This is a genomic window from Streptomyces sp. NPDC051563, assembly GCF_044454225.1.
Lineage (GTDB): Bacteria > Actinomycetota > Actinomycetes > Streptomycetales > Streptomycetaceae > Streptomyces.
The window spans coordinates 74,457-97,294 of sequence record NZ_JBITDL010000032.1; the positions used below are offsets into that span (position 1 = coordinate 74,457).

19 protein-coding genes are annotated in these 22,838 nt (G+C 74.1%); 9 read left to right on the forward strand and 10 right to left on the reverse strand.

What is annotated here, in order from left to right; all coding sequences use genetic code 11:
* Window positions 1-80 precede the first annotated feature (80 nt).
* On the reverse strand, window positions 81-1,532 hold the full coding sequence (locus ACIA8F_RS31285) for an NADH-ubiquinone oxidoreductase-F iron-sulfur binding region domain-containing protein (protein ID WP_399383832.1): 1,452 nt from the start codon (window positions 1,530-1,532) through the stop codon (window positions 81-83).
* Window positions 1,529-2,794, reverse strand: a complete 1,266-nt coding sequence (locus ACIA8F_RS31290) for a hypothetical protein (RefSeq protein WP_399383834.1) — start codon at window positions 2,792-2,794, stop codon at window positions 1,529-1,531. The genes ACIA8F_RS31285 and ACIA8F_RS31290 overlap by 4 nt, the downstream gene beginning before the upstream one ends.
* A gap of 311 nt (window positions 2,795-3,105) precedes the next feature.
* Between ACIA8F_RS31290 and ACIA8F_RS31295 the strand changes: the two genes are divergently transcribed.
* Complete coding sequence (locus tag ACIA8F_RS31295) at window positions 3,106-4,365, forward strand: PucR family transcriptional regulator (protein WP_399383835.1); 1,260 nt, start codon at window positions 3,106-3,108, stop codon at window positions 4,363-4,365.
* Between the two features lie 67 nt (window positions 4,366-4,432).
* On the opposite strand, the gene ACIA8F_RS31300 is transcribed toward ACIA8F_RS31295, so the two are convergent.
* Together ACIA8F_RS31300 and ACIA8F_RS31305 are read right to left on the reverse strand one after the other, a co-directional pair.
* Entirely contained in the window at window positions 4,433-5,827 is a 1,395-nt protein-coding gene (locus ACIA8F_RS31300; protein ID WP_399383836.1) for a DUF1996 domain-containing protein, read from the reverse strand.
* A 9-nt stretch (window positions 5,828-5,836) separates the two neighbouring features.
* Entirely contained in the window at window positions 5,837-6,553 is a 717-nt protein-coding gene (locus tag ACIA8F_RS31305; protein ID WP_399383838.1) for a DUF4142 domain-containing protein, read from the reverse strand.
* A 392-nt stretch (window positions 6,554-6,945) separates the two neighbouring features.
* On the opposite strand from ACIA8F_RS31305, the gene ACIA8F_RS31310 reads away from it, so the two are divergent.
* The gene (locus ACIA8F_RS31310) at window positions 6,946-8,589 is read left to right on the forward strand and encodes an alpha/beta hydrolase (RefSeq protein ID WP_399383839.1); all 1,644 of its coding nucleotides are present in this window, start codon (window positions 6,946-6,948) and stop codon (window positions 8,587-8,589) included.
* Window positions 8,590-8,655: 66 nt separating this feature from the next.
* Here ACIA8F_RS31310 and ACIA8F_RS31315 read toward each other — a convergent pair whose 3' ends face one another.
* Window positions 8,656-9,117: an SRPBCC family protein gene (locus ACIA8F_RS31315; protein WP_399383841.1), complete on the reverse strand. Its 462-nt coding sequence runs from the start codon at window positions 9,115-9,117 to the stop codon at window positions 8,656-8,658.
* A gap of 233 nt (window positions 9,118-9,350) precedes the next feature.
* Complete coding sequence (locus tag ACIA8F_RS31320; RefSeq protein WP_399383843.1) at window positions 9,351-11,570, reverse strand: FUSC family protein; 2,220 nt, start codon at window positions 11,568-11,570, stop codon at window positions 9,351-9,353.
* Window positions 11,571-11,805: 235 nt separating this feature from the next.
* Here ACIA8F_RS31320 and ACIA8F_RS31325 point away from each other — a divergent pair, with 235 nt between their 5' ends.
* The 3 genes from ACIA8F_RS31325 (at window position 11,806) to ACIA8F_RS31335 (ending at window position 14,761) form a co-directional block, all read left to right on the forward strand.
* Window positions 11,806-12,468: a TetR/AcrR family transcriptional regulator gene (locus ACIA8F_RS31325; protein ID WP_399383844.1), complete on the forward strand. Its 663-nt coding sequence runs from the start codon at window positions 11,806-11,808 to the stop codon at window positions 12,466-12,468.
* A 173-nt stretch (window positions 12,469-12,641) separates the two neighbouring features.
* The gene (locus ACIA8F_RS31330; protein WP_399383845.1) at window positions 12,642-13,859 is read left to right on the forward strand and encodes a cytochrome P450; all 1,218 of its coding nucleotides are present in this window, start codon (window positions 12,642-12,644) and stop codon (window positions 13,857-13,859) included.
* A gap of 317 nt (window positions 13,860-14,176) precedes the next feature.
* Window positions 14,177-14,761: a TMEM165/GDT1 family protein gene (locus ACIA8F_RS31335; protein WP_399383847.1), complete on the forward strand. Its 585-nt coding sequence runs from the start codon at window positions 14,177-14,179 to the stop codon at window positions 14,759-14,761.
* A gap of 18 nt (window positions 14,762-14,779) precedes the next feature.
* Here the strand turns inward: ACIA8F_RS31335 and ACIA8F_RS31340 are convergent, their stop codons facing one another.
* Both ACIA8F_RS31340 and ACIA8F_RS31345 read right to left on the reverse strand, forming a co-directional pair.
* Window positions 14,780-15,559, reverse strand: a complete 780-nt coding sequence (locus tag ACIA8F_RS31340; protein ID WP_399383849.1) for a VOC family protein — start codon at window positions 15,557-15,559, stop codon at window positions 14,780-14,782.
* A gap of 174 nt (window positions 15,560-15,733) precedes the next feature.
* Window positions 15,734-16,726, reverse strand: a complete 993-nt coding sequence (locus ACIA8F_RS31345; protein WP_399383851.1) for an RNA polymerase sigma-70 factor — start codon at window positions 16,724-16,726, stop codon at window positions 15,734-15,736.
* A gap of 278 nt (window positions 16,727-17,004) precedes the next feature.
* On the opposite strand from ACIA8F_RS31345, the gene ACIA8F_RS31350 reads away from it, so the two are divergent.
* Genes ACIA8F_RS31350 through ACIA8F_RS31360 form a run of 3 tightly spaced genes read left to right on the forward strand, consistent with a single transcriptional unit; the run spans window position 17,005 to window position 18,660 of the window.
* Window positions 17,005-17,451, forward strand: coding sequence for an SRPBCC domain-containing protein (locus tag ACIA8F_RS31350; RefSeq protein WP_399383852.1), 447 nt, complete (start codon window positions 17,005-17,007; stop codon window positions 17,449-17,451).
* Entirely contained in the window at window positions 17,448-17,819 is a 372-nt protein-coding gene (locus ACIA8F_RS31355; protein WP_399383854.1) for an ArsR/SmtB family transcription factor, read from the forward strand. Before ACIA8F_RS31350 ends, ACIA8F_RS31355 begins: the two co-directional genes overlap by 4 nt.
* A 7-nt stretch (window positions 17,820-17,826) precedes the next feature.
* Window positions 17,827-18,660, forward strand: a complete 834-nt coding sequence (locus ACIA8F_RS31360) for a class I SAM-dependent methyltransferase (RefSeq protein WP_399383856.1) — start codon at window positions 17,827-17,829, stop codon at window positions 18,658-18,660.
* Window positions 18,661-18,690: 30 nt separating this feature from the next.
* On the opposite strand, the gene ACIA8F_RS31365 is transcribed toward ACIA8F_RS31360, so the two are convergent.
* The gene (locus ACIA8F_RS31365) at window positions 18,691-19,245 is read right to left on the reverse strand and encodes a rhodanese-like domain-containing protein (protein ID WP_399383858.1); all 555 of its coding nucleotides are present in this window, start codon (window positions 19,243-19,245) and stop codon (window positions 18,691-18,693) included.
* 123 nt (window positions 19,246-19,368) lie between these two features.
* Window positions 19,369-20,400, reverse strand: a complete 1,032-nt coding sequence (locus ACIA8F_RS31370; RefSeq protein WP_399383860.1) for a helix-turn-helix domain-containing protein — start codon at window positions 20,398-20,400, stop codon at window positions 19,369-19,371.
* Between the two features lie 219 nt (window positions 20,401-20,619).
* Here ACIA8F_RS31370 and helR point away from each other — a divergent pair, with 219 nt between their 5' ends.
* On the forward strand, window positions 20,620-22,833 hold the full coding sequence (gene helR / locus ACIA8F_RS31375) for an RNA polymerase recycling motor ATPase HelR (protein ID WP_399383861.1): 2,214 nt from the start codon (window positions 20,620-20,622) through the stop codon (window positions 22,831-22,833).
* The last annotated feature ends 5 nt before the right edge of the window (window positions 22,834-22,838 follow it).

The window sequence follows — 22,838 nt, forward strand, 5'->3', positions numbered from 1 at the left end:
CGTCGGAACATTCATAAGGTCTGCGGGGACTTCCGCATTCATTGGAACGGGAATTTGTCAGATCACGCCAAAGCGTGAACTCATTCCTGGATACGGAGCGCGAGCGCCGGACAACGCCGCACCGCACGCAGTGCTTTCGGCCGCAAAGGGCCGGGGACCGGCATGACTCCGCGGGCCGGATAGCCGTCCTCGTCGAGCCGCACCACATCGGGCAGCAGGTCCACGCACAGCCCGTGGCCCTTGCACAACGTCCAGTCCACGACGAGCCGTTCGGGGCTCTCGTCGGCGGGCAGCGGCAGGGCGCCCAGCACCCGGCGTCCGCAGCCGCTGCCCAGCGCGTGGTCGCGGAACTCCTCGGGGAAGACGGCGAGCGCGGAAGCCACGAACGAGGACGTGCCGTCCGGGTGGGAGCACGCCCCACGGCCACGCACCCCCCGCATCCGGGCCTGCACGGCGTCGAGGGCCGCACCGCCGCCTCCGGCCACGAGCCGTTCCACGGCATCGGCCAGCGAGGGCAGTCCCCGTACGCACGGGCCGCACTGGCCCGCCGACTCCCGCGCCATCCAGCGCGCGACCCGGGCCACCTCGCCGGCCGGGCACGTGTCCTCGGGCAGCGGGAGCACCGCACCGGCGCCCAGCACCGCGTCGTACGCCGCCAGGGACTTCCGCGAGATGAGCGCCTCGCGGGCCGCGCCCGGGCCTAGCCAGCGGCCGTGGAAGCCGCCGACGAGCACGCCCTGTCCGGGCACCGTGCCGCACAGGTCCAGCACGTAGGCCAGGGAGGTGCCCAGGGGCACCTCGACCACGGTGGTCCCGGCGACGGTCAGCAGGGTGGTGCCGGGTTCGCCGGGCAGTCCGGCCGTGCCGTACGCGGGTGCGCCGAGGCGGGCGGCGACGGCGAGCTGTGCGTACGTCTCCGCGTTGGACAGCAGGGTGGGCAGGCCGCCGAGACCCCGTTCGCTGGTCCGCGTCCGGTGCCCGGAGGGCACGCCGGGCCCGCCGTCCAGGCCGTTGACGAGGGCGCTGCCCTCGCCCGTGACGAAGCGTTCGGGGAGCCGGACGACGCGCACGCGCCGCCCGGCGGGACCCCGTTCGGCGACCGCCTCGGTGAGCGAGCGCTCCACGTCCGGCCGGGTGACGCCGACGACCACGTCCTCGGCGCCGAGCGCGGCGGCGGCCACCAGTGCGCCGTCGAGGACGAGGTGGGGTACGTAGAGGAGCAGGGCCGCGTCCTTCAGACAACTAGGTTCGCCCTCGGTCCCGTTGACGACCACGGCGGTGCGTCCGTCCTGCCCGCGGGCGGACCGGACCACGGCCCGGAGCTTGCGGGCGAAGGGGAATCCCGCTCCCCCGCGCCCGCCGAGCGCGATGCCCTCGGCGAGTTCGACGAGCCCTTCGCAGGGGTAGCGGGGCAGTGCTCCGTGCACGCTCAGATGGCCGGCCCGGTCGAGCCGCTCGGAGGTGTCGAGTCCGGCCAGCAGACGGGGTGCGCCGACGCAGCCGAGGGCGGGCCGCGTCCCGGAGCCGCTCACCGTCCGCTCCGCACACCGTCGAGGGGCTCGGCGGACGGCCCCGTGGACGGGTCCGCGAGCCGGCCGGGCGGAGCGGGGAACACGGTGGGGCCCGGCTGCCGGGTCAGGCGTGCGGTGAGCAGTTCGGCCGCCCACTCCGCCGGCCGGCGGACGAAGGGTGCCGGTCTGCGCGGCGGCGCCTGCCCGGGCACCCGGGAGGGCGCGGACGGTACGTGCGGCGGTGACTGCACCGGCGCCGCGGCGGCGGGTGCGCCGGAGGGTCGCGCGGGGTCCGTGCGCAGGGGCGTACCGGGCCGTGTGCGCGGCCCTGCGGCGGCGAGCGTACGGAGCTTCGCGCGCAGCCGCAGCGCCAGCAGGACGGCGACGGCGAGCAGGCACAGGGCGTACCCGGTCGTCACCCAACCACTGGCGGAGCGGCCGGACTTGAGCCCGTGGACGAGGGAGGCTCCCCAGGCGGGGTACGCGCTCATGTGCAGCGCCCGCCACCACAGCGACCGGCCCCGGGCGGCGAAGGCGCCGCGGACGGCGCCGGAGACGGCCACGGCGACGAACCCGTAGCCGGCCAGGCTGCCGAGGCCGATGAGCAGCGGCTGCTGGCCGTCGGTGAAGGGCAGGACCACGGCGGCGGCGTCGGTCCGGGACCGCTCGACCTTGATCCAGACGTGCAGGAGGAGGAAGCCGAGTCCGGCGACGGCGAGCCCGCGGTGCACGGCCTGCGCGACGAGCCGGTGCCCGGAGGCGAGGAGTCTGCGGTCGGTGGCCGCCAGGCCCCATAGGACGGCGCCGGTGAGGGAGACCAGCGAGAGCACACCCGCGCCGTAGTCGAGGAAGTCCCACAGCCGGGTCAGTGCGCCGGCGCGGACCGCGACGAGCAGGGCGGCCGCGGCGGCGAGGGCGGCCGCGGCCAGGGCGGTGGGGTGCGGTCCCCCGGCGGCGGACAGCAGCGGCGGACGCCGCACCGCCCGCCGGCCGGAGGCGCCCGCCGTCGCCGGTGCCGAGGCCGTCGGGGACACCGCGGCCGATGCCGCGGCGGATTCCGCGGCGGATTCCGCGGAGGGTGCGTCGCCGGGCACCGGGCCGCGCGCCGGGCCGGATCGCGCTCCGGACGGTGCTCCGGCATGGCGCCGGGCGCGGCCTCTCGTACGGCGGGCCCGGTGCGAGCGGCCGGGCAGACGGGGCTGGAGCAGGGGCATGTGGTCTCCCATACGTCCGGGCCCGAGCACTTCCACCTCGCGCTCGGCGTCCGGGGGTCGACGTCGCAACCGCTCCTCGGCGGGCGGGAGATGGGCGCCTGGCCCACCGGGCCGGCCGGGAGCGGGGGCCGGAGTGCAGAAGCATCGTGGAGGTATGCAAGCCCTCCACAGGATTTATCGAAACGTGATAATTTCTGGCCCTCGCACAGCCATCGCATCGAACATCCCCGGAAGATTCCCTTCCAGTGGTGCGGTTGCGACGGGGTTGACACCTGATCCGCCGCCGCACCTCCCCGACGGCGATCGAGCCGATGCCGCGGGACTGCGGGCTTGCCACCGTCCCACGGGGCAGGCCATACCCCGGCTTGAACGAGGTAACAATGTGCGAACTTCTGAACCGCATCTGGTCCCGCCCGCGGGGCGAGTGGACCCGGGTCCTGCGCAAGGAACTGCCCACCGTGGCAGCGGGGATGGTGGAGGAACTACGGGAGACCGTGCCCGGATTCTCGGCGCTCGTCGAGGAGATCGGCGACGAGGTGGTCAGACGGAGGGTGGAAGGGGCCCTGCTCACCGTCCTCGGTTACCGCGAGGGGGCCGGCGGCGCCGGGTGCACGGGGACCGGCGAGGCCGAGGGGGCCGGCCCGGCGCACGACGCGCAGGGGCCCGCCGACCATCGGACACCCGTCGGCCCGGGCCCCGGCCCCACTGCCGCGACGGCCGCCGACTTCGAAGCCGAGCACGCCCGGCCCCACCCCCAGGCCCACCCGCACGCGCCGTTCCTCAGGGGGGAGCTGCCACCTCTGCAGGCCGTGCCCTCACAGCGGTTCGGCTCGGTCCGCGAGCACGCCCGGCGCGAGCTCTTCGCCCTGCTCACGGATGACTCCCCGCACCGCGAACCGGCCCTCGCCGAGCTGGCCGGCCCGGCCGGATGGCCCCTCCCGGTCACCGTACGGGCGGTCGCCCTGGCCTCGCCGGGTGAGACCCAGCAGCTCGCAGCGCTCCTCGACGACTGCCTCGGCGGGATGGTCTGCGGCCAGCCCTGCCTGCTCGTTCCCACCGCGGACCCGGAGGCCCGTACCGCCCTGGACGCCGCGCTGCGCGGACGTCTCGCCGTGGTCGGCCACCCGGTGGCCCCCGGCGACACCGCGTCCTCGCTGCGCTGGGCGGTGCGCCTGCTCGCCCTGGTACCGGCGCAGGCCCGGTCGGGTCCGGAGGCCCGGACCGTCTTCGTGGACGACCACCTCTCCACCCTGCTGCTGCTCCAGGACGAGCCGCTGGCCCATGCGCTCGCCGCGCGCTGGCTCCGGCCGCTGGCGGACCTCACCCCGCGCCAGAGCGAACGGCTCGAAGTGACCCTGCTCGCCTGGCTGGAGGGGGGCGGAGCGCCCGAGGCGGCCAAGGCGCTGAGCGTGCACCCGCAGACGGTCCGCTACCGGATGCGCCAGCTGGAGAAGCTGTTCGGGCCCGGCCTGCGGGACCCCCGCACCCGCTTCGAACTGGAACTTGCCCTGCGCAGCCGCCGGTTGATGGCTCAGGTCCGGCTGCGTCCGGTCCGTGGCGGCCGCCGGGTGCGCGGGGCGAGCCCCGACTTCCGCCCGTCCCCGGGCGACGGCCGCATCGCCCGCGTCAACGGCCTCTAGAGGCGCACGCGTACGAGGCGGTGCCCGCCGGGAGCATGCTCCCGGCGGGCACCGCCTCTTCGTCCGCTCAGCGGCAGGTGCGTCCGCCGTTGACGCACCGCACGGCGCGGGCCATGAGCTCGTCCGGCATGACGTTGATGAAGTCGCCGTGGTCGGTCACCGGCTTGTGCAGCTGCTCGGGGAAGCTGTCCACCGCGAAGCGTGCGCCGGGGGGCGTGGCGTAGACGATTCGCTGCACCAGTTGCGGGACGGCCTTGAAGCCCTTCGGACAGGAGCCGTCGCGGCCGGCGAAGGCCACGTGGGTGCGGTGGTTGGCGCTGTCGGTGTTCTTGCCGTCCCAGCAGCTCTGGAAGGCGAACGTGCGGACCACGTCGGTGCCCTTGGGGCAGATCGGGTACTTGTCCTTCAGCTGCCGGTTCTCGAATCCGGTGCAGCTCCAGGAGGCGTTGGCGTTGGCCGGGCCGTTGGTGAGGGCCTTCGCGTCACCCGTGATGATCCGCAGGAAGCGGGGCATGGCGGACACGCGGGAGACGGGGCTTCCCTTGAACTCGATGGTCACCTGCTTCGGCCGCAGGATCGTGCCCACGTTCGCGTCCTGGCCGCCGCCGGGGGCGTTCGCGTCCTGCTCCGCTTTGCCGTCGCGCAGCCTCAGCACGGGCCAGTAGTAGGTGGACAGGTCACCGTTGGTGCAGGTGGTCCCGGAGGCCGCGAGGCTGTTGTTGGTGGAGAAGGCGTCCGTGGTGCGGTTGCCCACGTAATCGTGCATGTGGTGGGCGCCGTTGCTCACCCCGGGGGCCACGATCACGTTGTCGGGGTTGAGGTGGCGCTCGTCGTTGCGGCCGCACTCCACGGAGAACGAGCCCTTGGACGCACCGGACTTGGGGGCCGGACGCCGTACGTTGGGTTTCACCGAGCCGATGCGGACGAAGTCGCTGCGGGCCGGGCCCCCCTTCAGGGCGGCGCCGTCCGCACCTTGCCGTGCGGTCTCCTCCTCGGCGGCCGGCGCCTCCTGCATCGCGCAGGCGCTCAGCTCCGCGAGCCCGTCGGGGCGGGCCGCTGTCCGTCCGATCGCCTCGGAGACCCGGCCGATCGACGCGCCGCGCCGGTCCTTCAGCTCCCCGAGGAGCGCGTCCGCCGGGGCCCGGCCGGTGGCGAGCCGCTGGTAGGCCTCCGCGATCTGGGTGTCGAGCCCGGCGAGTTCCCGGTCCACCTCGCCGCGCACCTGGTCGGGAACCTCGCGCAGCCGCTCGCCCACGTCGGGGCAGTCGATGGTGGCGGTCACCGGCGCCGTGCGGGCCGGGTCCTGGCCCGCGGAGGCGACCTGGTTCGCCATCACCACCCCGCCGCCACCCAGGATCAGCGCGGATGCGGAGGCCAGCGCCTTGTAGAGGGGACGCCTCCTGCGCTTGTGACCTGACCCGTCCGGGCGCGCCGGGCCTTGCGTGGATTTCTTGTCGCGCATGTGATCACTTCACTTCCTGGGTCGGGTGTCGGTGGGAGGGGCGGCCGTGGAAGGGGCGGCCGCAGGAGGGCCGTCCGCGAGGCCCTCGAAATCGACCAGGCCGCTCGCCTCGAGTACCGCGATGTGGTCCAGGACCGTGGTGTTGGCGTCCGTGGCGAGCTCGCGGACCACGGAGTTGCGGGTCTGTGCCCGCACTTGGGCGACGAGCGTGAACACCTTGCCGTGCGCCCGTCGCAGCAATTGCACGAACAGCCGCTCGTACGCCGCCCCTTGGGCCCGGTCGAGCTGGTCGAGCCAGGCCTGCTGCTGGCCGGACGGCCGGTCCGGCAGCTCCATGCCGAGCGCCTCGCCGACCTCCACGACCCGCCGGTCCAGTTCGGTGTGGCCTTCCACGAGGTGCTCGCCGGCCGTCCGCACCGACTTGCGGGTCCCGCGCTCCTGGGCCTGTCGGCCCGCGGGCAGTTCCCACAGGCCGGCGAGGCGGACCTTGCGCACGAACTCGCGGTCCTGCGGGGTCAGCGGCCCGAAGGCCGTGTTCATCACCCCGGCGCCGTCGTCATCGGCGGAGGCCTGAGCGGGAGCCGGGCCCGGGGCGGGTGACAGGGGGGCCGCCGCGGCGGACCGGCCGCCGAAGCTCCGCACCGGTATCAGCAGCGCGATCAGGGTGAGAGCGAGGGCTCCGATGACGATGCCCGTGCCCATGACGTGCCGCGAAGCGACCGACATGCCACCGACGTTCGTCCGGCGGATGGACAGCACTGTGCCTCCTTGGATCCGGGACGCCCGGGAACCGCCGCAGGGAGCGCGCCGCTCCCGCGGGTCCCGGGTGCCAAGGGACGCTAGCGCCGCCTCCGGCTCCCCCGGCGAAGGCCCATCCGGACTGGACAAACATCCGGGCGGCCCCCCGAAAGACTGCTACGGTGCCGCGCGCCCGGTCGCCGTCAGACCCGCGCGGTGTGATCTGAGAGAGGGACAAAAACCCCGGCGCGTCGGCCAGTTGTCCGGATTTCCAGTCATTCGCGAGGAGTAGAGGGCCCCGCCCCTGAGGGGGATTCGCCCGGCCCGCGGGGTGGCCCAGGGTGGTGGCGGACCACCGCCCACCCGAAAGGAACGGCCCCGTGCGCAAGAAACGACTGGCATCCTTCCTGGCCGCCGCCGGGCTCCTCGCGAGCACCGTGCCCTTGTTCACCGCCGCCCAGGCCTCCGCCCTGCCCACCGAGGACCTCCGGGCCGAGAGCGCTCAAAGCACTCCGAGCGACGGCGTCCAGGCCGACGCCGCGTACCTGCGGCAGAAGCCCGCCTGGCACCGGTGCTCCGCCGAGCAGCCGGCCTCGTACGAGTGCGCCACCATCAAGGTGCCGCTCGACTACCGGCGGCCCGCGGGACGCACCCTCGACCAGGCGATATCCCGGGTGCGGAGCACGAACCCGGCCAAGCGGCACGGGGTCCTCCTGTTGAACCCGGGCGGACCGGGCGGAACCGGGCTCGAACTGCCGCTGGACCTCGGCGAGGTGGTCCCCGCGGAGGTGGCCGAGCAGTACGACCTGATCGGTTTCGATCCGCGCGGGGTCGGCGCCAGCAGTCCCATCAGCTGCGGGCTGACCGACGCCGAACAGGGCATCGACCGGCCGTACCACCCCGGCTCCTTCCCCTCCGACGTGTCCTGGGCGCGGAACATCGCCGCGAAGTGCCGGGAGAAGGCCGGCTCCGTGCTCCCGTACATCACGACCCGCAACACCGCCCGCGACATGGACACGATCCGCGCCGTCCTGGGCGAGCGGAAGCTCTCGTACCTGGGCTACTCCTACGGGACGTACCTCGGCGCGGTGTACACGCAGCTCTTCCCCGGCCGGACCGACCGCTTCGTGCTCGACAGCGGCGTCGACCCGAACCTGATCTGGCGGGGCATGTTCCAGACCTGGGCCACGGAGGCCGAGCCCGCCTTCGCCCGATGGACGCGGTGGGCGGCGGAACGCTCGGGCGAGCACCACCTGGGCGAGAGCCCCGCGGCCGTGTCGAAGACCTTCTGGGACCTGGTGGCGCGCGCCGACCGGGATCCGATCGACTTCCAGGGCGAGAAGATCACCGGCGACGACATCCGGGGCGCCCGCGCCCTGTTCTTCTATCCGGCGCAGGTCACCCCACTGGTGGTGGCCCTGAAGGACGCGGCCGACGGAAAGCCCGCCGTCACCCCCGGCGCCTCCGGGCCCGGCTTCGGCATGAAGCGGGCGCTCGCCGGCGCATCCGGGCCGGCCCCGGCCGAGCCCGCCTCCGACAACGCCGTCGCCGTCCTGTGGAGCGTGGCGTGCGGGGACACGGACGCATGGCCGCGCGATCCCGAGCGGTACCGGCACGACGCGGTCCGGGACAAGGCCGCGTACCCGCTCTACGGGGACTTCGCCTCGAACATCAAGCCGTGCGCCTTCTGGCCCCGCCCGCTCGAGCCGCAGACCCCGATGAAGGTGCGGGCCGGGGTACTGACCGTGCAGAACGAGTGGGACTCGCAGACACCGCTGGCCAGCGGGCAGGGCCTGCACCGGGCGCTGAAGGGTTCGCGGATGGTGCTGGCGCTGGGCGGCGAGGGCCACGGGGTGTACCTGGCGGACCCCAACTCCTGCGCCGCCGCGCCGGTCACCGCGTACCTGACCACCGGGAAGCTGCCGGCCCGGGACATCACCTGCCGTACGACGACGCCCGGCGGGGAGCGGCAGGGGGCGCCGGTGAAGCCGCTGCCGATTCCGTCCGGGCCCGGGCGCTTCTGACGTGACCCGGAGGACCCGGCCCGGTCCTCACTCCGGCCGGGAGGACACCGGGGGCGCCGAGGGCGCTTAGGACGCCGAGGACGCCGAGGACGCCTCCACAGCCGCCTTGATCCGGCGGCCGAAACCGGGGGCGTCCTTGCGCGCCGCTCTCAGCGCCGGCCCGACGAGAAGGCGGCCGAAGCCGTGCCCGGTCAGGGTGTTGAAGACGCGCAACCGCGTCCGGCCGCCGGGCAGTTCGGCCAGGTCGTAGCCGCCTTCGGCGGTCACCAGGTTGCGGCTCAGCTCCGTCCAGCGGATCCGTGCCGGCGCATCGAGTTCGGTGATCCGGAACTCCCTGGCGGTCTTCACCCCGGCGTCCTTCACCGTGCTGCGGAAGACCGTCCCGACGGCGGTCGGACCGTCCGGGGTCCGGGTGATCCGCTGGACGCGCGGGCTGAACTCCGGGTCGTTGCGCCCGTCCGCCAGGTACGCGAACACCTCGGCGACGGGCCGGTCGATCTCGACGCTCGCCTCGAACAGTCCGGACATGACCGCTCCTCACCACGCGCCCCGCCGCATCCGCCGGTACTCCTCCCTCCACGATGGCAGAGCCCCGCTCCGGGCGCACCGCCGCACGCGCGGGTCCCGCCGCACGCGCAGGCCCCGCCGCACGCCCGGGCCCCGCCGCACGCCCGGGCCCCGCCGCACGCGCAGGCCCCGCCGCACGCCCGGGCCCCGCCGCACGCCCGGGCCCCGCCGCACGCGCGGGTCCCGCCGCACGTTCAGACGGGGGCCACGGCCCCGCCCGTGGCCGGCGGCCCGGCCCCGCGGTCGAGCAGGGCCAGGTCCGCGGTCAGCGCGTCCAGCCAGCCCATCGCGGTGTAGAACACCGGCGGCGCCCCCTCGGGCCCGGGCCGGCGGGCGCCGGAACCGACGGGACCGGGGTCCGTGGGCTCCGGCGCCTGCTCGGGCCCCGCGCGCCCGGGGTCTGGCGCCTGCTCGGGCCCCGCGCGCCCGGGGTCCACGGCCTCCTCGGGCCCCGCCGCGTGGACGGGGTCCGCCGCCGCTGCCGCCCGGCGCAGCCCGGCCGCCACCCGGGCCCCGTACTCCCGGACCACCGCCTCCTCGCGCGGGCCGGGCGGGGTGCCGGGCGGTCTGCGGCCGCCCCAGAGGACGTGGTGGCCGGTCATCACCGCCGCCTGCCAGTCCTCGCCCGGGGCGGTTGCCGGACGCGCGCGCTCCGTCTGGTACTGGGCGTACGCGCTCTCCGCCATGGCCAGCGCGTGCCGCACCCGCTGGTCGGGCTCCACCTCGCGGGGCCGGCCGAAGGCGGCCGTGGCCGCCTGGACGTCGTCGGCCGCGGCGTGCAGCAGCTCGGCCACGGCGCGCCCCAGTTCGTCGTGGGCACCGCGCGGCCAGGCCAGCAGCCCGCACACCATCCCGATCACACTGCCGATCAGCACGTCCAGGAACCGGACCTCGGCCAGCTCCCAGGTGGTGGGTGAGAGCTGGGCGAAGGCCATGGCCACCACCAGGGTGAACATGGCCTGCGCCCACCCCACGCCGCGCACGGGTCCGACGCAGAACGCGAACAGCATCAGCGGCGGCAGCACGATCGCGTACACCGTGCTCGCCTCCCCGGCCAGCGCGAGGACCCCACCGGCCGCGACCGCGCCCACCAGGGTGCCGATCAGGGCCAGCCGGACGGTGGCGCGGGTCTGCACGGCGTTGGTGCGGGTCAGGCTGAGGACGGCGAGCATCGCCCAGAATCCGTGCGGCAGGGAGTCCACTCCGGCGACGGTCCGGGCGACGGCGAGGGCCACGCCGATCCGGACGGCGTTCTGGAAGTGCACCGACCGGGGCCCGGAGTTTCCCGCCAGCCGGTGCCACCAGAGGCGCACCGGCCCCTCCCCCGCGTACCAGAACCGGTCGGCGGGCCCGGCCGCCGCCCCGGCCCCCGGGCCCACCGCGTCAACGGCCCCTGCACGGCCCCGTACCGCGATCCCGGCGGCGCCGCGCAGCACGAGCGCGGCGTCCGCGAGCTCCACCAGGGCGGCGTTGCGCAATCCGGGACCGGGCCCGGAGACGGGGGTCCGGGCGAGGGAGACCTGCAGGTCCCGCAGCCGGGTGGAATCCGTCGCGGGCGGGGTCCCGCCCCGGAGCAGTACGGCCGTCCCGGCGGCCGACTCGCGCACGGCCCGTACGAGGTCCCGCCCGGCCGTCCCGTTGGAGGGGTCGGACTCCGGCGGGGGCAGGGACCGCAGGCGGGCCAGCAGGGTGCGGGCCGCCAGTCCGGTGTGGGCCAGCGCGCGTTCCCGTACGCCGGGTCCCGCGGGCCGCTGCGCCTCGTCGACGTGGGACGGCCGCAGGGCCTGCGACCGCTCCGACGCCCGGGCGGCCTCCGCCGCGGGGAGGGTGTGGGGCGGCCGCTCCAGCACCTCGGCGCACCGGGCGGCCTCGTCCGCGGCTGCGGCGGCCAGCTCCCGGTAGCGGGGGACGGCCGGGTCGGGCAGCACGGTGGCCTCGGCGAGGATCAGCAGCAGGATCCCGGCGACGGTGCCGGTCAGCCGCTGGCCGAAGGTGTCCGGGGCGTACGGGGGGAAGCAGGGCAGGATGTACAGCAGCTGGAGTCCGGGCGCGGCGCCTGCCAGCCGGGGCCCGGCCGCCGAGGAGAAGGCCACGCAGAAGCCGATGACCAGCATGCCCGCGACGGCGGCCCAGGTCCGCACCGACAGCCAGGTGCCCAGCGCCACCAGGGCGCAGGCGGCGGGGAGCACGCGGGCGACGACCAGGGCCCGCTCGCGTCCGCTGCCCGGGATCCGGGAGAGCCCGGCCAGAGCGACGGCGGCGAAGAGCGCGTAGGTGGCCTCCACGGGCCGGTCGAACCCGTAGAGGAACACGTAGAAGCCGAGGCCTGCGGCGAGGGTGACGCGGACGGCCCGCCGCGCGGCCGCCGGCAGGGGGCCGGTGCCGGTACGGAGCTCCCTCAGGGCGGCACGCACCCCTTCAGCGTCCCACCGGGTGCCCGTGCGGTCCTGCCGGATGGCTTGACACTTCGTCAGGGAGGGCGCAATTTATATCGGCGACCCGATATAACCTTCGCCCTGCCGCAGCTCGCAACGGATGCGGCTCGGCACCCCGCACGGCCCGGGCCCGTGCAGCTCAGCTCGGCACCCCGTGCGCCTCGGCACCCGCTCCGACGCGGCATCCCGACCCGACCAGCACCCCGGAGGCCCGGTGCAGCCGTCCCCCACACCAGAACGGCCCAGGCGCCGCACCCCGCAGGCGCCTCGCACCCCGCAGGCGCAGCGGAAATCCGAGAGCCGTGCCCGCCTCATCGACGCCGCGGCCGACCTCTTCGCCCGCAAGGGGTTCCACGCCGTCTCCGCCGAGGCCGTCGCCGGGGCGGCCGGGCGCACCACGGGCGCGCTCTACAGCCATTTCGGCGGCAAGGAGGGCCTGCTGCTGGCGCTGCTGGAGGTCTGGAGGGAGCGCACGAGCGAGGAGCTGGCCGCCGAGATCGCGGCCGGGGACCCGGCCGACCCCGCCGTGCACTTCTCGGCGATGTGGGGCAGCCTCACCCGCCCGCACGCCGAGCGCGGCGACTCCTGGCTGCTGCTGGAGACGGAGCTGTGGCTGCACGCCGCCCGCGGCCCCCTGATCGGCGAGCGGCTCGCCCAGCGGTACACCGAGATCCGTGCCCGGCTCGGCGAGGGGCTGGCCGACTGGGCCGAGGCCACCGGAACCCCCCTGACCCGTACCCCGCAGGAGACCGGGGCCCTCGTGCTCGGCATCCTCCTGGGGCTCTCCATGCAGCACCGGCTCGACCCGCGGGCCGTCCCCGACGGGCTCGTCGTCGAGGCCCTCGGCGCCGTCCTGGGCCTCGGCGGGACCTGCTGACCGGACGGACCCGTACGACTCGGGCACGCGCACGCTCCGCAGGACTCCGGCCCCCGCACGCCCCGTACGACTCCGGCCCCACACGCCCCGCACGCCCCGTACGCCTCAGGCACGCGCACGCCCCGTACGACTCCGACCACCCCTCCGGTCCGTCCGGCGAAAGGAACCGCCCCGTGCTGCCCACCGGCGAGATAGACCTCCTCGAAGACACCTGGGCCCGCGAGGTCCCCCACGCCCAGTTCGCCCGGCTGCGCCGCGAGGACCCGGTCCACTGGCACGAGGTGCCCGGCCGGCACGCCGGGTTCTACGCCGTGACCCGCCACGCCGATGTCAAGGCCGTCAGCCGCGACCCCGAGCTGTGGTCCACCGAACGCGGCTCCTTCATGATCCGCGACCAGAACCCCGACTCCCTCGAGACCCTGCGCCTGGTCCTGCTGGGCATGGACGCCCCGCGCCACTCCCGGTACCGCTCGCTGGTCAGCGCGGGGTTCACGCCCCGGGTCGTACGGCGGCTCGCGGCCCGGATCCAGGAGCGGGCGGTCGCCCTGGTCGAGCGTGCGGTCACGCCGGGCCGGGACATGGACTTCGTCGCGGAGGTCGCCGCCTGGCTGCCGATCCAGACGATCTGCGAGATGGTCGGCGTGCCCGAGGGGGACGAGCGGCTGATCTTCGAGTGGAGCAACCGGATGGCCGGCTCCCAGGACCCCGAGCTGTCGGCCGGCAAGCACGACAGCGACCTCGCGGCCGCCGAGATCTACGCCTACTGCGACGCGCTGTCCGCCGAGCGGCGGGCCCGCCCCCGGGAGGACATCCTCTCGACGCTGGTGCACGCCGAGGTCGACGGGGACCGGCTCACCCCGGACGAGATCAACATGTTCTTCGTCCTGCTGTGCGTCGCCGGCAACGAGACCACCCGCAACCTGCTCTCCGGAGCCCTGATCGCCCTGATCGACCACCCGGCGGCGCGCGCCGAACTGGCCGCGGCCCCCGAGGACGAGGCCCTGTGGACCACCGCGACGGAGGAGTTCCTGCGCTGGGGCGGCTCGATCCACAACTTCCGGCGCACCGCCACGCGTGACACCGTGCTGCGCGGGAGGCCCGTCGCGGAGGGGCAGAAGGTGGTCACCTACTACACCTCCGCCAACCGCGACGAGGAGGTCTTCCCCGACCCCTTCGTCTTCGACGTCCGCCGCACCCCGAACGAGCACCTCACCTTCGGGGGCGGCGGCCCCCACTTCTGCCTGGGGGCCGGGCTCGCCCGCACCCAGATCAAGGCCCTGGTCCGGGAGCTCCTGCGCCGGCACCCGGAGGTCTCCCTCGCGGGGGAGGTCCGCCGGCTGCGCTCGGACTTCATCAACGGGGTCAAGTACCTCCCGGTGCGTTTCGGATAGCGGATAGCGGCTCCGGGGACCGGTGGACCTTCGGCCCTGCAAGGGCGCTCCGTGTCGCTGTTACAGTTGTCTGCAGCGAAGGGGAGTAGTCCCGAAAACCGCTGGTCGACATACTGGACGCCTCGACGGGTCCCGGCCACCGGGCCACCGCGCTTCACGTGCGGGGCGGACGAGACCTTCGGCCAAGGCATGACCCGTCCCACACCACCGTGTGGGCCGCTTCGTCGTGCCGGGCCGAGTGGTTCTTTCCGTCGCCTCCCCGCTGGGTGCCGATCCGAGCCATCAGAGCCCGGCTCCAGCAGAAAGCAGCACCCGGAATGGCTCTCGACCCCGTGGCGATCTTCACCGCCTTCGGTCTGATCTTCCTTGCCGAGCTCCCCGACAAGACCATGTTCGCCTCGCTGGCCATGGGCACCCGGATGCGGCCCCTGTACGTGTGGTTCGGCACCTCCACCGCGTTCATCGTGCACGTCGCCATCGCGGTCGGCGCCGGAAGCCTGATCGGCATGCTGCCGAACATGGCCGTCAAGCTCACCTCCGCCGCCCTGTTCGCCTTCGGCGCCGTGGTCATGATCCGATCCGGCGGGGACGACGACGAGGCGGACTCGGCGGCCAAGGCAGTCACCGGCTTCTGGCCCGTCTTCACCACGGCGTTCATGGCCGTCTTCATCGGCGAGTGGGGCGACCTGACGCAGATCACGACCGCCAACCTCGCCGCCACCAACGGCTGGCTGCCCACCGCCATCGGCTCGGCCGCGGCCCTGATGTCGGTGTCCGCCCTCGCCCTGATCGTGGGCCGGTTCATCGCCAAGCGGGTGCCCCTGAAGACCGTCCAGCGCTTCGGCGCCCTGTGCATGGCCGTACTGGCCGTCTGGACGCTCGTCGAGGCCTTCACCGGCTGATCCGGCCGGCCCTGCGGGTCACTCGGCCCGCGGCTCGGCCTTGAGCAGGGCGAACACCGCCCCGCTCGGGTCGGCCAGCCAGGCGATCCGCCCGACGTCGGGCACGTCCGCACCCGGCATGAGCACCGTGCCGCCGCTGGTCCGCGCGGTGCTCACCACGGCGTCCACGTCGGCGACCGCGAAGTACGGCACCCAGCGCGCGTCCCGCTCCCCGTCCGTCAGCGGCGCCACCCCTCCGAAGGAGCCGTCCTCCTGGTCCCCGTCGGCGGTGCTGAGCACCTGGTAGGTCATGCCGGGCGCCTCCATCGGCCGGGAGCGCGTCCCGAAGAGGGCGCCGTAGAAGGCGAGCGCCGCCGTCGGATCCGGTACGTGCAGTTCGACCCAGCACAGGGCGTTGTCGGCGGAGGTCAGCTCCAGACCGGGTGTCCGGCCCGGCTTCCAGATGGCGAAGTCGGCGCCCTGCGGGTCGGTGTACTGGGCGAGCCACCCCTCCCCCATGACGTCCATCGGCTCGACTCGGACGGTCCCCCCGCCGTCGCGCACGCCGCGGGTGGTGGCCTCCGCGTCGTCCGTCCGGAAGTACACGGTCCACGCCGAGGAAGCCCCCGGGTCGAGCTGCCCGACCGCGGCGACGGTCTTCCCGTCCACCTGGAAGAAGCCGTACCCGCCGGTCTCGGGCCCGAGCAGGTGGAACTCCCAGCCGAGGACGGCCCGGTAGAAGGCGGCGGCCCGGGGGATGTCGGGGCTCCCGAGGTCGATCCAGTTGGGCGATCCGGTGCGGTAGTCGGTACCGAGCATGGCTTCCTCCTGCGATGGGGTTTCGGATGCGAGCTACCCGCATCCGGGCCCCTCACCCCGGCAGCTCCGCCCAGCGCCACACGTACGGGTCCCCCGGGCAGGCCGCATTCGGCCGCTATGGCGTACGGTCCCGCCCTCGGGGGTGGCCGCGGAACGGCACGCCCGGGACGTCACTCATCGCAGGGTGGGCGTGGTCTCGGTGTCCACGTGGGACAGCTTTTCCGGGTTGCGGACGAAGTAGAGGCCGCTGATGCGGGTGTCGTCGACGCGGACGGCGATGACCCCGTCGAGTTCTCCGTCCGCGTGGACGGCCAGGGCCGGAGTGCCGTTGACCATGGTGGGGGCGAAGGAGAGCCTGATCCCGGCCTTGCCGGCCTTGCCCGTCATCCCGGTGAACAGCCGGGCCACGTGCAGGGCGCCCACGACCGGCCGCAGGGCGGCGTGCTTGATGCCGCCGCCGTCGCCCATGTAGACGACTTCGGGGGCGAGCACGTCGAGGAGGCCCTGGAGGTCCCCGGTTTCGAACGCCCGCTGGAAGGACTCCACGGCCGCCCGCGCCTCGCTGACGGAGACCGCCTGGCGGGGGCGGCGCGCGTCGACGTGCTTGCGGGACCGGTGGGCGATCTGCCGGACGGCCGCCGGTGTCTTGTCCACGGCGGCGGCTATCTCCTCGTAGTCGAGGCCGAACACCTCGCGGAGCACGAAAACGGCCCGCTCGGTCGGCCCGAGCGTCTCCAGGACCAGCATCATCGCCATCGACATGCTCTCGGCCAGTTCCACGTCCTCGGCCACGTCCGGCGCGGTGATCAGGGGTTCCGGCAGCCACTGGCCTACGTAGGCCTCCTTGCGGCGGCTCATGGTGCGCAGCCGGTTCAGCGCCTGGCGGGTGGTGATGCGCACCAGATAGGCACGCTGGTCGTTCACCGTGTCCAGGTCGACGCCCGCCCAGCGCAGCCAGGTCTCCTGGAGCACGTCCTCGGCGTCGGCCGCCGAGCCGAGCATCTCGTAGGCGACGGTGAAGAGCAGGTTGCGGTGGGCGACAAAGGTTTCGGTCGCCGTGTCGGGGGCCTGCGAGGGCGTGTCCACGACTGCTTCCCTTCCGTCAGGTCCGGCCGGTGTCGCGGCGGTTGGGATCCGGATCCGCTCGGCGCCGGTGCTCTCGGCCATGATGCCCGTCTCCTTCGTTTCGCGGTTTCGGACACAAGACCCGCGACGGTTGCGAGGGGTTGTACGCGGAGATCGTTTTCCGCCGGCCGGCTCCGCCCGGGCCGCGGCGGTCAGAGGTACGCGTCCATGTCTTCCGCCCGGTTCCGCACCTCGGGTCAGGGCGTGGGCGAACCCGCAGGGCGCACCCTCGTGCAACTCCGCGGTTGCGGGATGGGAGGCGACGTGCAACTCTGGAGTTGCACCAATTCACTCAACGGCCCGCTACGGAGGAGTCCCGGATGAACGAGGACCGGATCGAACGCGACACCCTGATCGAGGCATCCCTGGAGCGGGTCTGGTCCCTGGTGGCCGAGCCGGGCTTCTGGGTGGGCGACGAGGGGAGCATGACCGGCACGGCGGCCCGGGAAGGGGAGACGGTCGTGGCGAAGAACAGCGAGTACGGCGAGTTCCCGGTACGGGTGGAGAAGGTCGAGCCGCCGACCTACCTCGCGTACCGCTGGGCCAGCGCCTTCCCCGGTCAGGAGCTGCGCGAGGACAACAGCACCCTGGTGGAGTTCACGCTGAGCCGCGAGGGCGGCAAGACGCGGCTGCGCGTCGTGGAGAGCGGGTTCGCGGCCCTGGCCGGTTCCGAGGAGCTGCGCGACAAGGCACTGAAGGACAACACCGGCGGCTGGCCGCAGGTGCTCGACGCCTTCAAGAAGCGCGCCGAACAACCGGCCGCGTGAGCCGGGACGACCCCGGCGCCGACGAGGCGGTCGACCACGTGCTCGTCGCGCTGGCGGACCCGACCCGGCGCAAGCTGCTCGGTCTGCTGGCCGCCCGCGGAGAGGTCACCGCGACCACCCTGGCCGAGGGGCTGCCCGTCTCCCGGCAGGCGGTGGTCAAGCACCTCGGCGTCCTGGACGCCGCGGGGCTGGTCGCCGGCCGCCGGGTCGGACGCGAGGTCCGGTACACCGTGCGCCCCGCGGCCCTGGACGCGACGGCCCGCTGGATGTCCACCCTCGCCGCCGACTGGGACCGACGGCTGGCAGCCGTCAAACGGATCGCCGAGGCGGCGGATCGGGATGCGGGCCCGGCCCCCACGGCCCGATAGTGGAACGGTGAGCGACTGGCCGGAGGGAACCGGACGAGCCCCGCGCACCGGAACGGGCGGCGCGGACCACGGCGGCGGGCAGGAGCCCGTCGCCTGGTCCGGGCCGGAGGGGGCGCAGGCCTTCGCCGCCGTGGAGGCGGCCACGGACTGGCTGCTCGGGTACCCGTTCGTCTTCCGGACCCTGGCCCGCTGGGTCGGCGGCGGGTCCGTCCTGGTGGACTACGGGTGCGGGCCGGGCAAGGTCGCCGACCACGCGGCCCGGCAGCTCGGGGCGAAGGTGCTGGGCGTCGACACCTCCCCGGAGATGCTCGCGCTGGCCCGCGGCTCGGGGACGGCGGTCGCCGAGTACCACCTGGTCACCGACGGCCGGGCGGCCTGTCTGGCCGACGGCTGCGCCGACGCCGTGATGTGCAACCACGTCCTGGCCTCGCTGCCCAGCGCGCAGACGGTGCTCGCGGTGTTCCGGGAGATCCGCCGGATCCTGCGGCCCGGCGGCCCGTTCGTCCTGCTGGCCACCGATCCCGCGTGCAGCGGGACGCAGTACGCCTCGCTGAGCATCGGCGACCCCGGCGGCACGTACGCTCCGGGCGACGCGCTCCCCGTACGGCTCCGTCGTACCGACGGCAGCTGGCAGGTGATGCCCAACCACGCCTGGCCCGTGGACTTCTACCCGGCCCTGCTGGAACGGGCCGGCTTCGGCGACCTCGTCCAGCACCGGCCGACGGTGGACGAGGCCCTCGCCCTCCCCGGCCTCGTCCCCCCGGTCCTCACGGCCGGCCGCACCTGGTCGGCGGAGCACTCCCGCCCACCTCTGGTGATCACCACGGCAGTGGCGGTCTGAGCGCACGGGTGCCGCAACGCAGCGGGGGCATCAGCAGGCGCAGGAGATGCCCGAGCGCGGGGCGGTCAGGTCGTCCACGGGGCGCTGGTCGGTGCCCCGGGCGGTCTCGAAGGCGAAGCCCTCGCGGACCCAGTACTCGAATCCGCCGAGCATCTCCTTCACCTGGTAGCCCAGGCGGGCGAAGGCCAGGGCCGCACGCGTGGCGCCGTTGCAGCCGGGGCCCCAGCAGTAGGTGACCACCGTCAGCGCCGGGTCGATCAGCGTCGGCGCCAGTTCGGCGATCCGCGCCGTCGGGAGGTGCAGCGCCCCCGGGATGTGGCCCTGGTCCCAGGCGGCCTCGCTGCGGGAGTCGACCACCACCACACCGGGGATGCCGGAGAGCAGGTCGGCCCGTACGTCCGAGACGTCCGCCTCGAAGGCGAGCCGCGCGGCGTAGTGGGCCGCCGCGACGGCCGGAGCTGCCGCGGGGACGGAGAGGACGGCGCTGGTGGGCTCAGCGAGCGCGGACTCGGCGCCCGCGGACTCGGCGAGCACGGCGGAGACGGTCGAGACGGCGGAGACGGCGGGCGGGACGGTCACGGACATCGGGGAACTCCTTGTACGGGGCGGAGGGCTGGGGCTCGCCTGCCGGATGGACTCCCGTGCGGCGATGACCCCATCCTCTGCGCCGGCCGCGCCCGCGACGAGTGGCGTAAACGCCTCCACTCGTCAAGATCCCGCCAGGGGTGCGGTGACCCTGACGAACGCCTTCCGGTAGGCCGTCGGCGTCGTCCGCATCTGCCGGGTGAAGTGGTGGCGGTACGTCGCGGTGGAGTCGAAGCCGACCGCCGCGGCCACCTCGTCCACGGTCCCCTCGCCCGATTCCAGCAGCGGCAGGCTCGCCGAGATCCGCTGGGAGACCACCCAGCGGATCGGGCTCACCCCGTTGCGACGGGTGAAGTGGCGCAGGAACGAGCGCTCCGACATGTTCGCCGCGCGGGCCAGGGCCGGGACCGAGAGCGGTCCGTACAGCCGCTGAAGGGCCCAGGCCATGCTCCGGGAGATCCCGTCGTCCGCGCCGTCGGGGCCCACCTCTGCGACCGCCGCCTCGATGAACTGGGCCTGCCCGCCCTCACGATGGGGCGGTACGACGAACCGGCGGGCCACGGTGTTGGCGACGGCGGCGCCGTGGTCGGCGCGGACCAGGTAGAGGCAAAGGTCGATGCCGGCGGCGCTGCCCGCGCTGGTCAGCACGTCGCCGTTGTCCACGTAGAGGACGTCCGCGTCGACCTGGACCGCGGGATGGCGCTCGGCGAGGGTGCGGGCGTAGCGCCAGTGGGTGGTGGCCCGGCGGCCGTCGAGCAGGCCGGTCGCGGCGAGCGCGAAGGCGCCGGAGCAGATGGAGACCAGGCGGGCACCCCGGGCGTGGGCCTCGAGCAGTGCGTCGACCAGCGCGGGGGCGATGGTGCCGCCCGCCGGGGAGACTCCGGGGATGATCACGGTGTCCGCGGCGGAGAGTGCGTCGAGCCCGTACTCGGCGCGGAGCGTGAACCCGCCCACCACGCGCAGGTCCCGGCCGGGTTCCGCCGAGCAGACCCGCAGCTCGTACCAGGGCAGGTCCCCCAGCTCGGGCCGGGCGAGGCCGAACACCTCGACCACCACGCCCAGTTCGAAGGGCGCCATGCCGTCGAAGGCGAGGACCGCCACCCGATGGGCCGGGGCCGGCTTCGTGAGGTGCAGGGGTACGGCCTCGGAGGTCATGGCCGTACTGTAGCCAGCCGTCCTCACCTGGCCGCAGCGGGCCGGTGGAGGAGGGGCGAAGAGGAGATGAGCAGGAGGCCGGGAGGAGCACGCACTCCTTGCCATATACAACATATAGCGCACTGGGGGGCTTGCGGCAAGGCCCCCGGGCTGGGGCAAAATCGCGGACCTAGGCCAGAACTTGCCGAAAAATAGGGGATTCACTCAGTGCGTGCCGATATGCCAGCTCTTGGATCACACGGTTCCGTCGAGTCGGCGGCGACCGCCACCGCGACCGCCACCAGTGCGTTCGATCTTCCCGACCACCTCTCCCCCAAGGCCGACCCGGCACTCATCGGCGGCGACGAACGGCACTTCGCGGCCGTGGCGCACTGCCTGGAGCAGACGATCGCCGAACTCTCCGACCGCCTGGAAGCCACCCGCAAGGCACCCGGCGGCGTCGGCCGGGAGGCGATGGACCGTGACACGGAGATCCACCGCCTGACCAGCCGGCTGCGCACCCTGCGCCGCTTCGGACTCGACCTCTGCCTGGGGCACATCGTCCCCGCCGACGGCTCCGCTCCCGTGTACATCGGGCGCCTCGGCCTCACCGACAGCGCCGGGAACCGGCTGCTGCTGGACTGGCGCTCCCCCGCCGCCGAGCCCTTCTTCGCGGCGACGCACGCCGTCCCCATGGGGCTGGCGAGCCGCCGCAGGTACCGCTGGACCCGCGGGCGGATCAGCGACTACTGGGACGAGGTGTTCTCCGCGGACGGGCTCGAAGGGCGCGCCGCGCTCGACGACCAGTCGGCGTTCATCGCGAGCCTGGGCGGGAACCGGTCCGAGCGGATGCGCGACGTGCTCGCCACCATCCAGACCGACCAGGACGCCATCATCCGGGCCGGCTCCCGGGGCGCCCTCGTGGTCGACGGCGGTCCGGGTACGGGCAAGACGGTCGTCGCCCTGCACCGCACCGCCCACCTGCTCTACTCGGACCCGCGCCTCGGCCACCGCCGCGGCGGCGTGCTGTTCGTCGGGCCGAGCCGGCCCTACCTCTCCTACGTCTCCGACGTGCTGCCCAGCCTCGGCGAGGAGGGCGTGCAGACGTGCACCCTGCGCGACCTCGTCACCGAGGGAGCCGGCGCCACGGTGGAAGCCGACCCGCGCGTGGCCCTCCTCAAGTCCTCCGCCGACCTGGTGAAGGCGATCGAGGCGGCAGTGCGCCTCTACGAGGAGCCTCCGACCAAGGGCATGACCGTCTCCAGCCACTGGTCGGACCTCTGGCTCGGCGCCGAGGACTGGGCGGCCGCGTTCGGGGCGGTGGAACCGGGCACCCCGCACAACGAGGCGCGCGACCAGATCCTGGAAGAGCTGCTCACGATCCTGATGGACCAGGACGACACCGACGTCGCGCCCCACCTGCTCCGCCGTTCGCTGCTCCAGGACCGGGACCTGATCAGCACCCTGAACCGTGCCTGGCCGATGCTCGACGCGGGCGAGCTCGTCGGCGACCTCTGGTCGGTGCCCGCCTATCTGCGCAGGTGCGCTCCGTGGCTCGGACCCGATGACGTGTCCCTGCTCCAGCGCGCCGAAGCCCAGGCCTGGACGGTGCCGGACCTGCCGCTCCTGGACGCGGCCCGGCAGCGGCTCGGCGACGCGGAGGCCTCCGTACGCAAGCGCCGGCACGAGGCCGCCGTGGCCGCCGAGCGTGCGCGCAGGTCCGAGGTCATCGACCGGCTGCTCCAGGACACCGACATCGACGAGAGCCAGGGCGCGGTGGGGATGCTGCGGGGGCGCGACCTGCAGGACGCCCTGATCGACGGGGACACCCTGCCCGGCACCGAACCCGACCTGCTCGCAGGCCCGTTCGCGCACATCGTGGTGGACGAGGCGCAGGAACTGACCGACGCCGAATGGCAGATGCTGCTGGCCCGCTGCCCGTCGCGGAGCTTCACGATCGTCGGGGACCGCGCGCAGGCCCGGCACGGGTTCACCGAGTCGTGGCTGGAGCGGCTCGGACGGGCGGGGCTCGACCGCATCACCATGGCCGCTCTGAGCGTCAACTACCGCACGCCGGAAGAGGTGATGGCCGAGGCCGAGCCGGCCATCCGCGCCGTGCTGCCCGACGCGAACGTGCCGGCCTCCGTCCGCAGCAGCGGCATCCCGGTCGCGTACGGCCGCGCCGCGGACCTGTCCGCGGTCCTCGGCGACTGGCTCGACGCCCAGGCCGACGGGGTCGCCTGCGTCATCGCCGCCGGCGAGGTCGACGACGCCTCGCTCCCCGCGAGCTCCCGCGTCCGCGTGCTCACGCCGGCGCTGTCGAAGGGACTCGAGTTCGACCTGGTCGTCCTCATCGACCCGGACGCCTTCGGCGAGGGCATCGAAGGCGCCGTCGACCGCTACGTCGCGATGACCCGCGCGACCCAGCGCCTGGTCATCCTGACGAGCTCCTGAGCCGA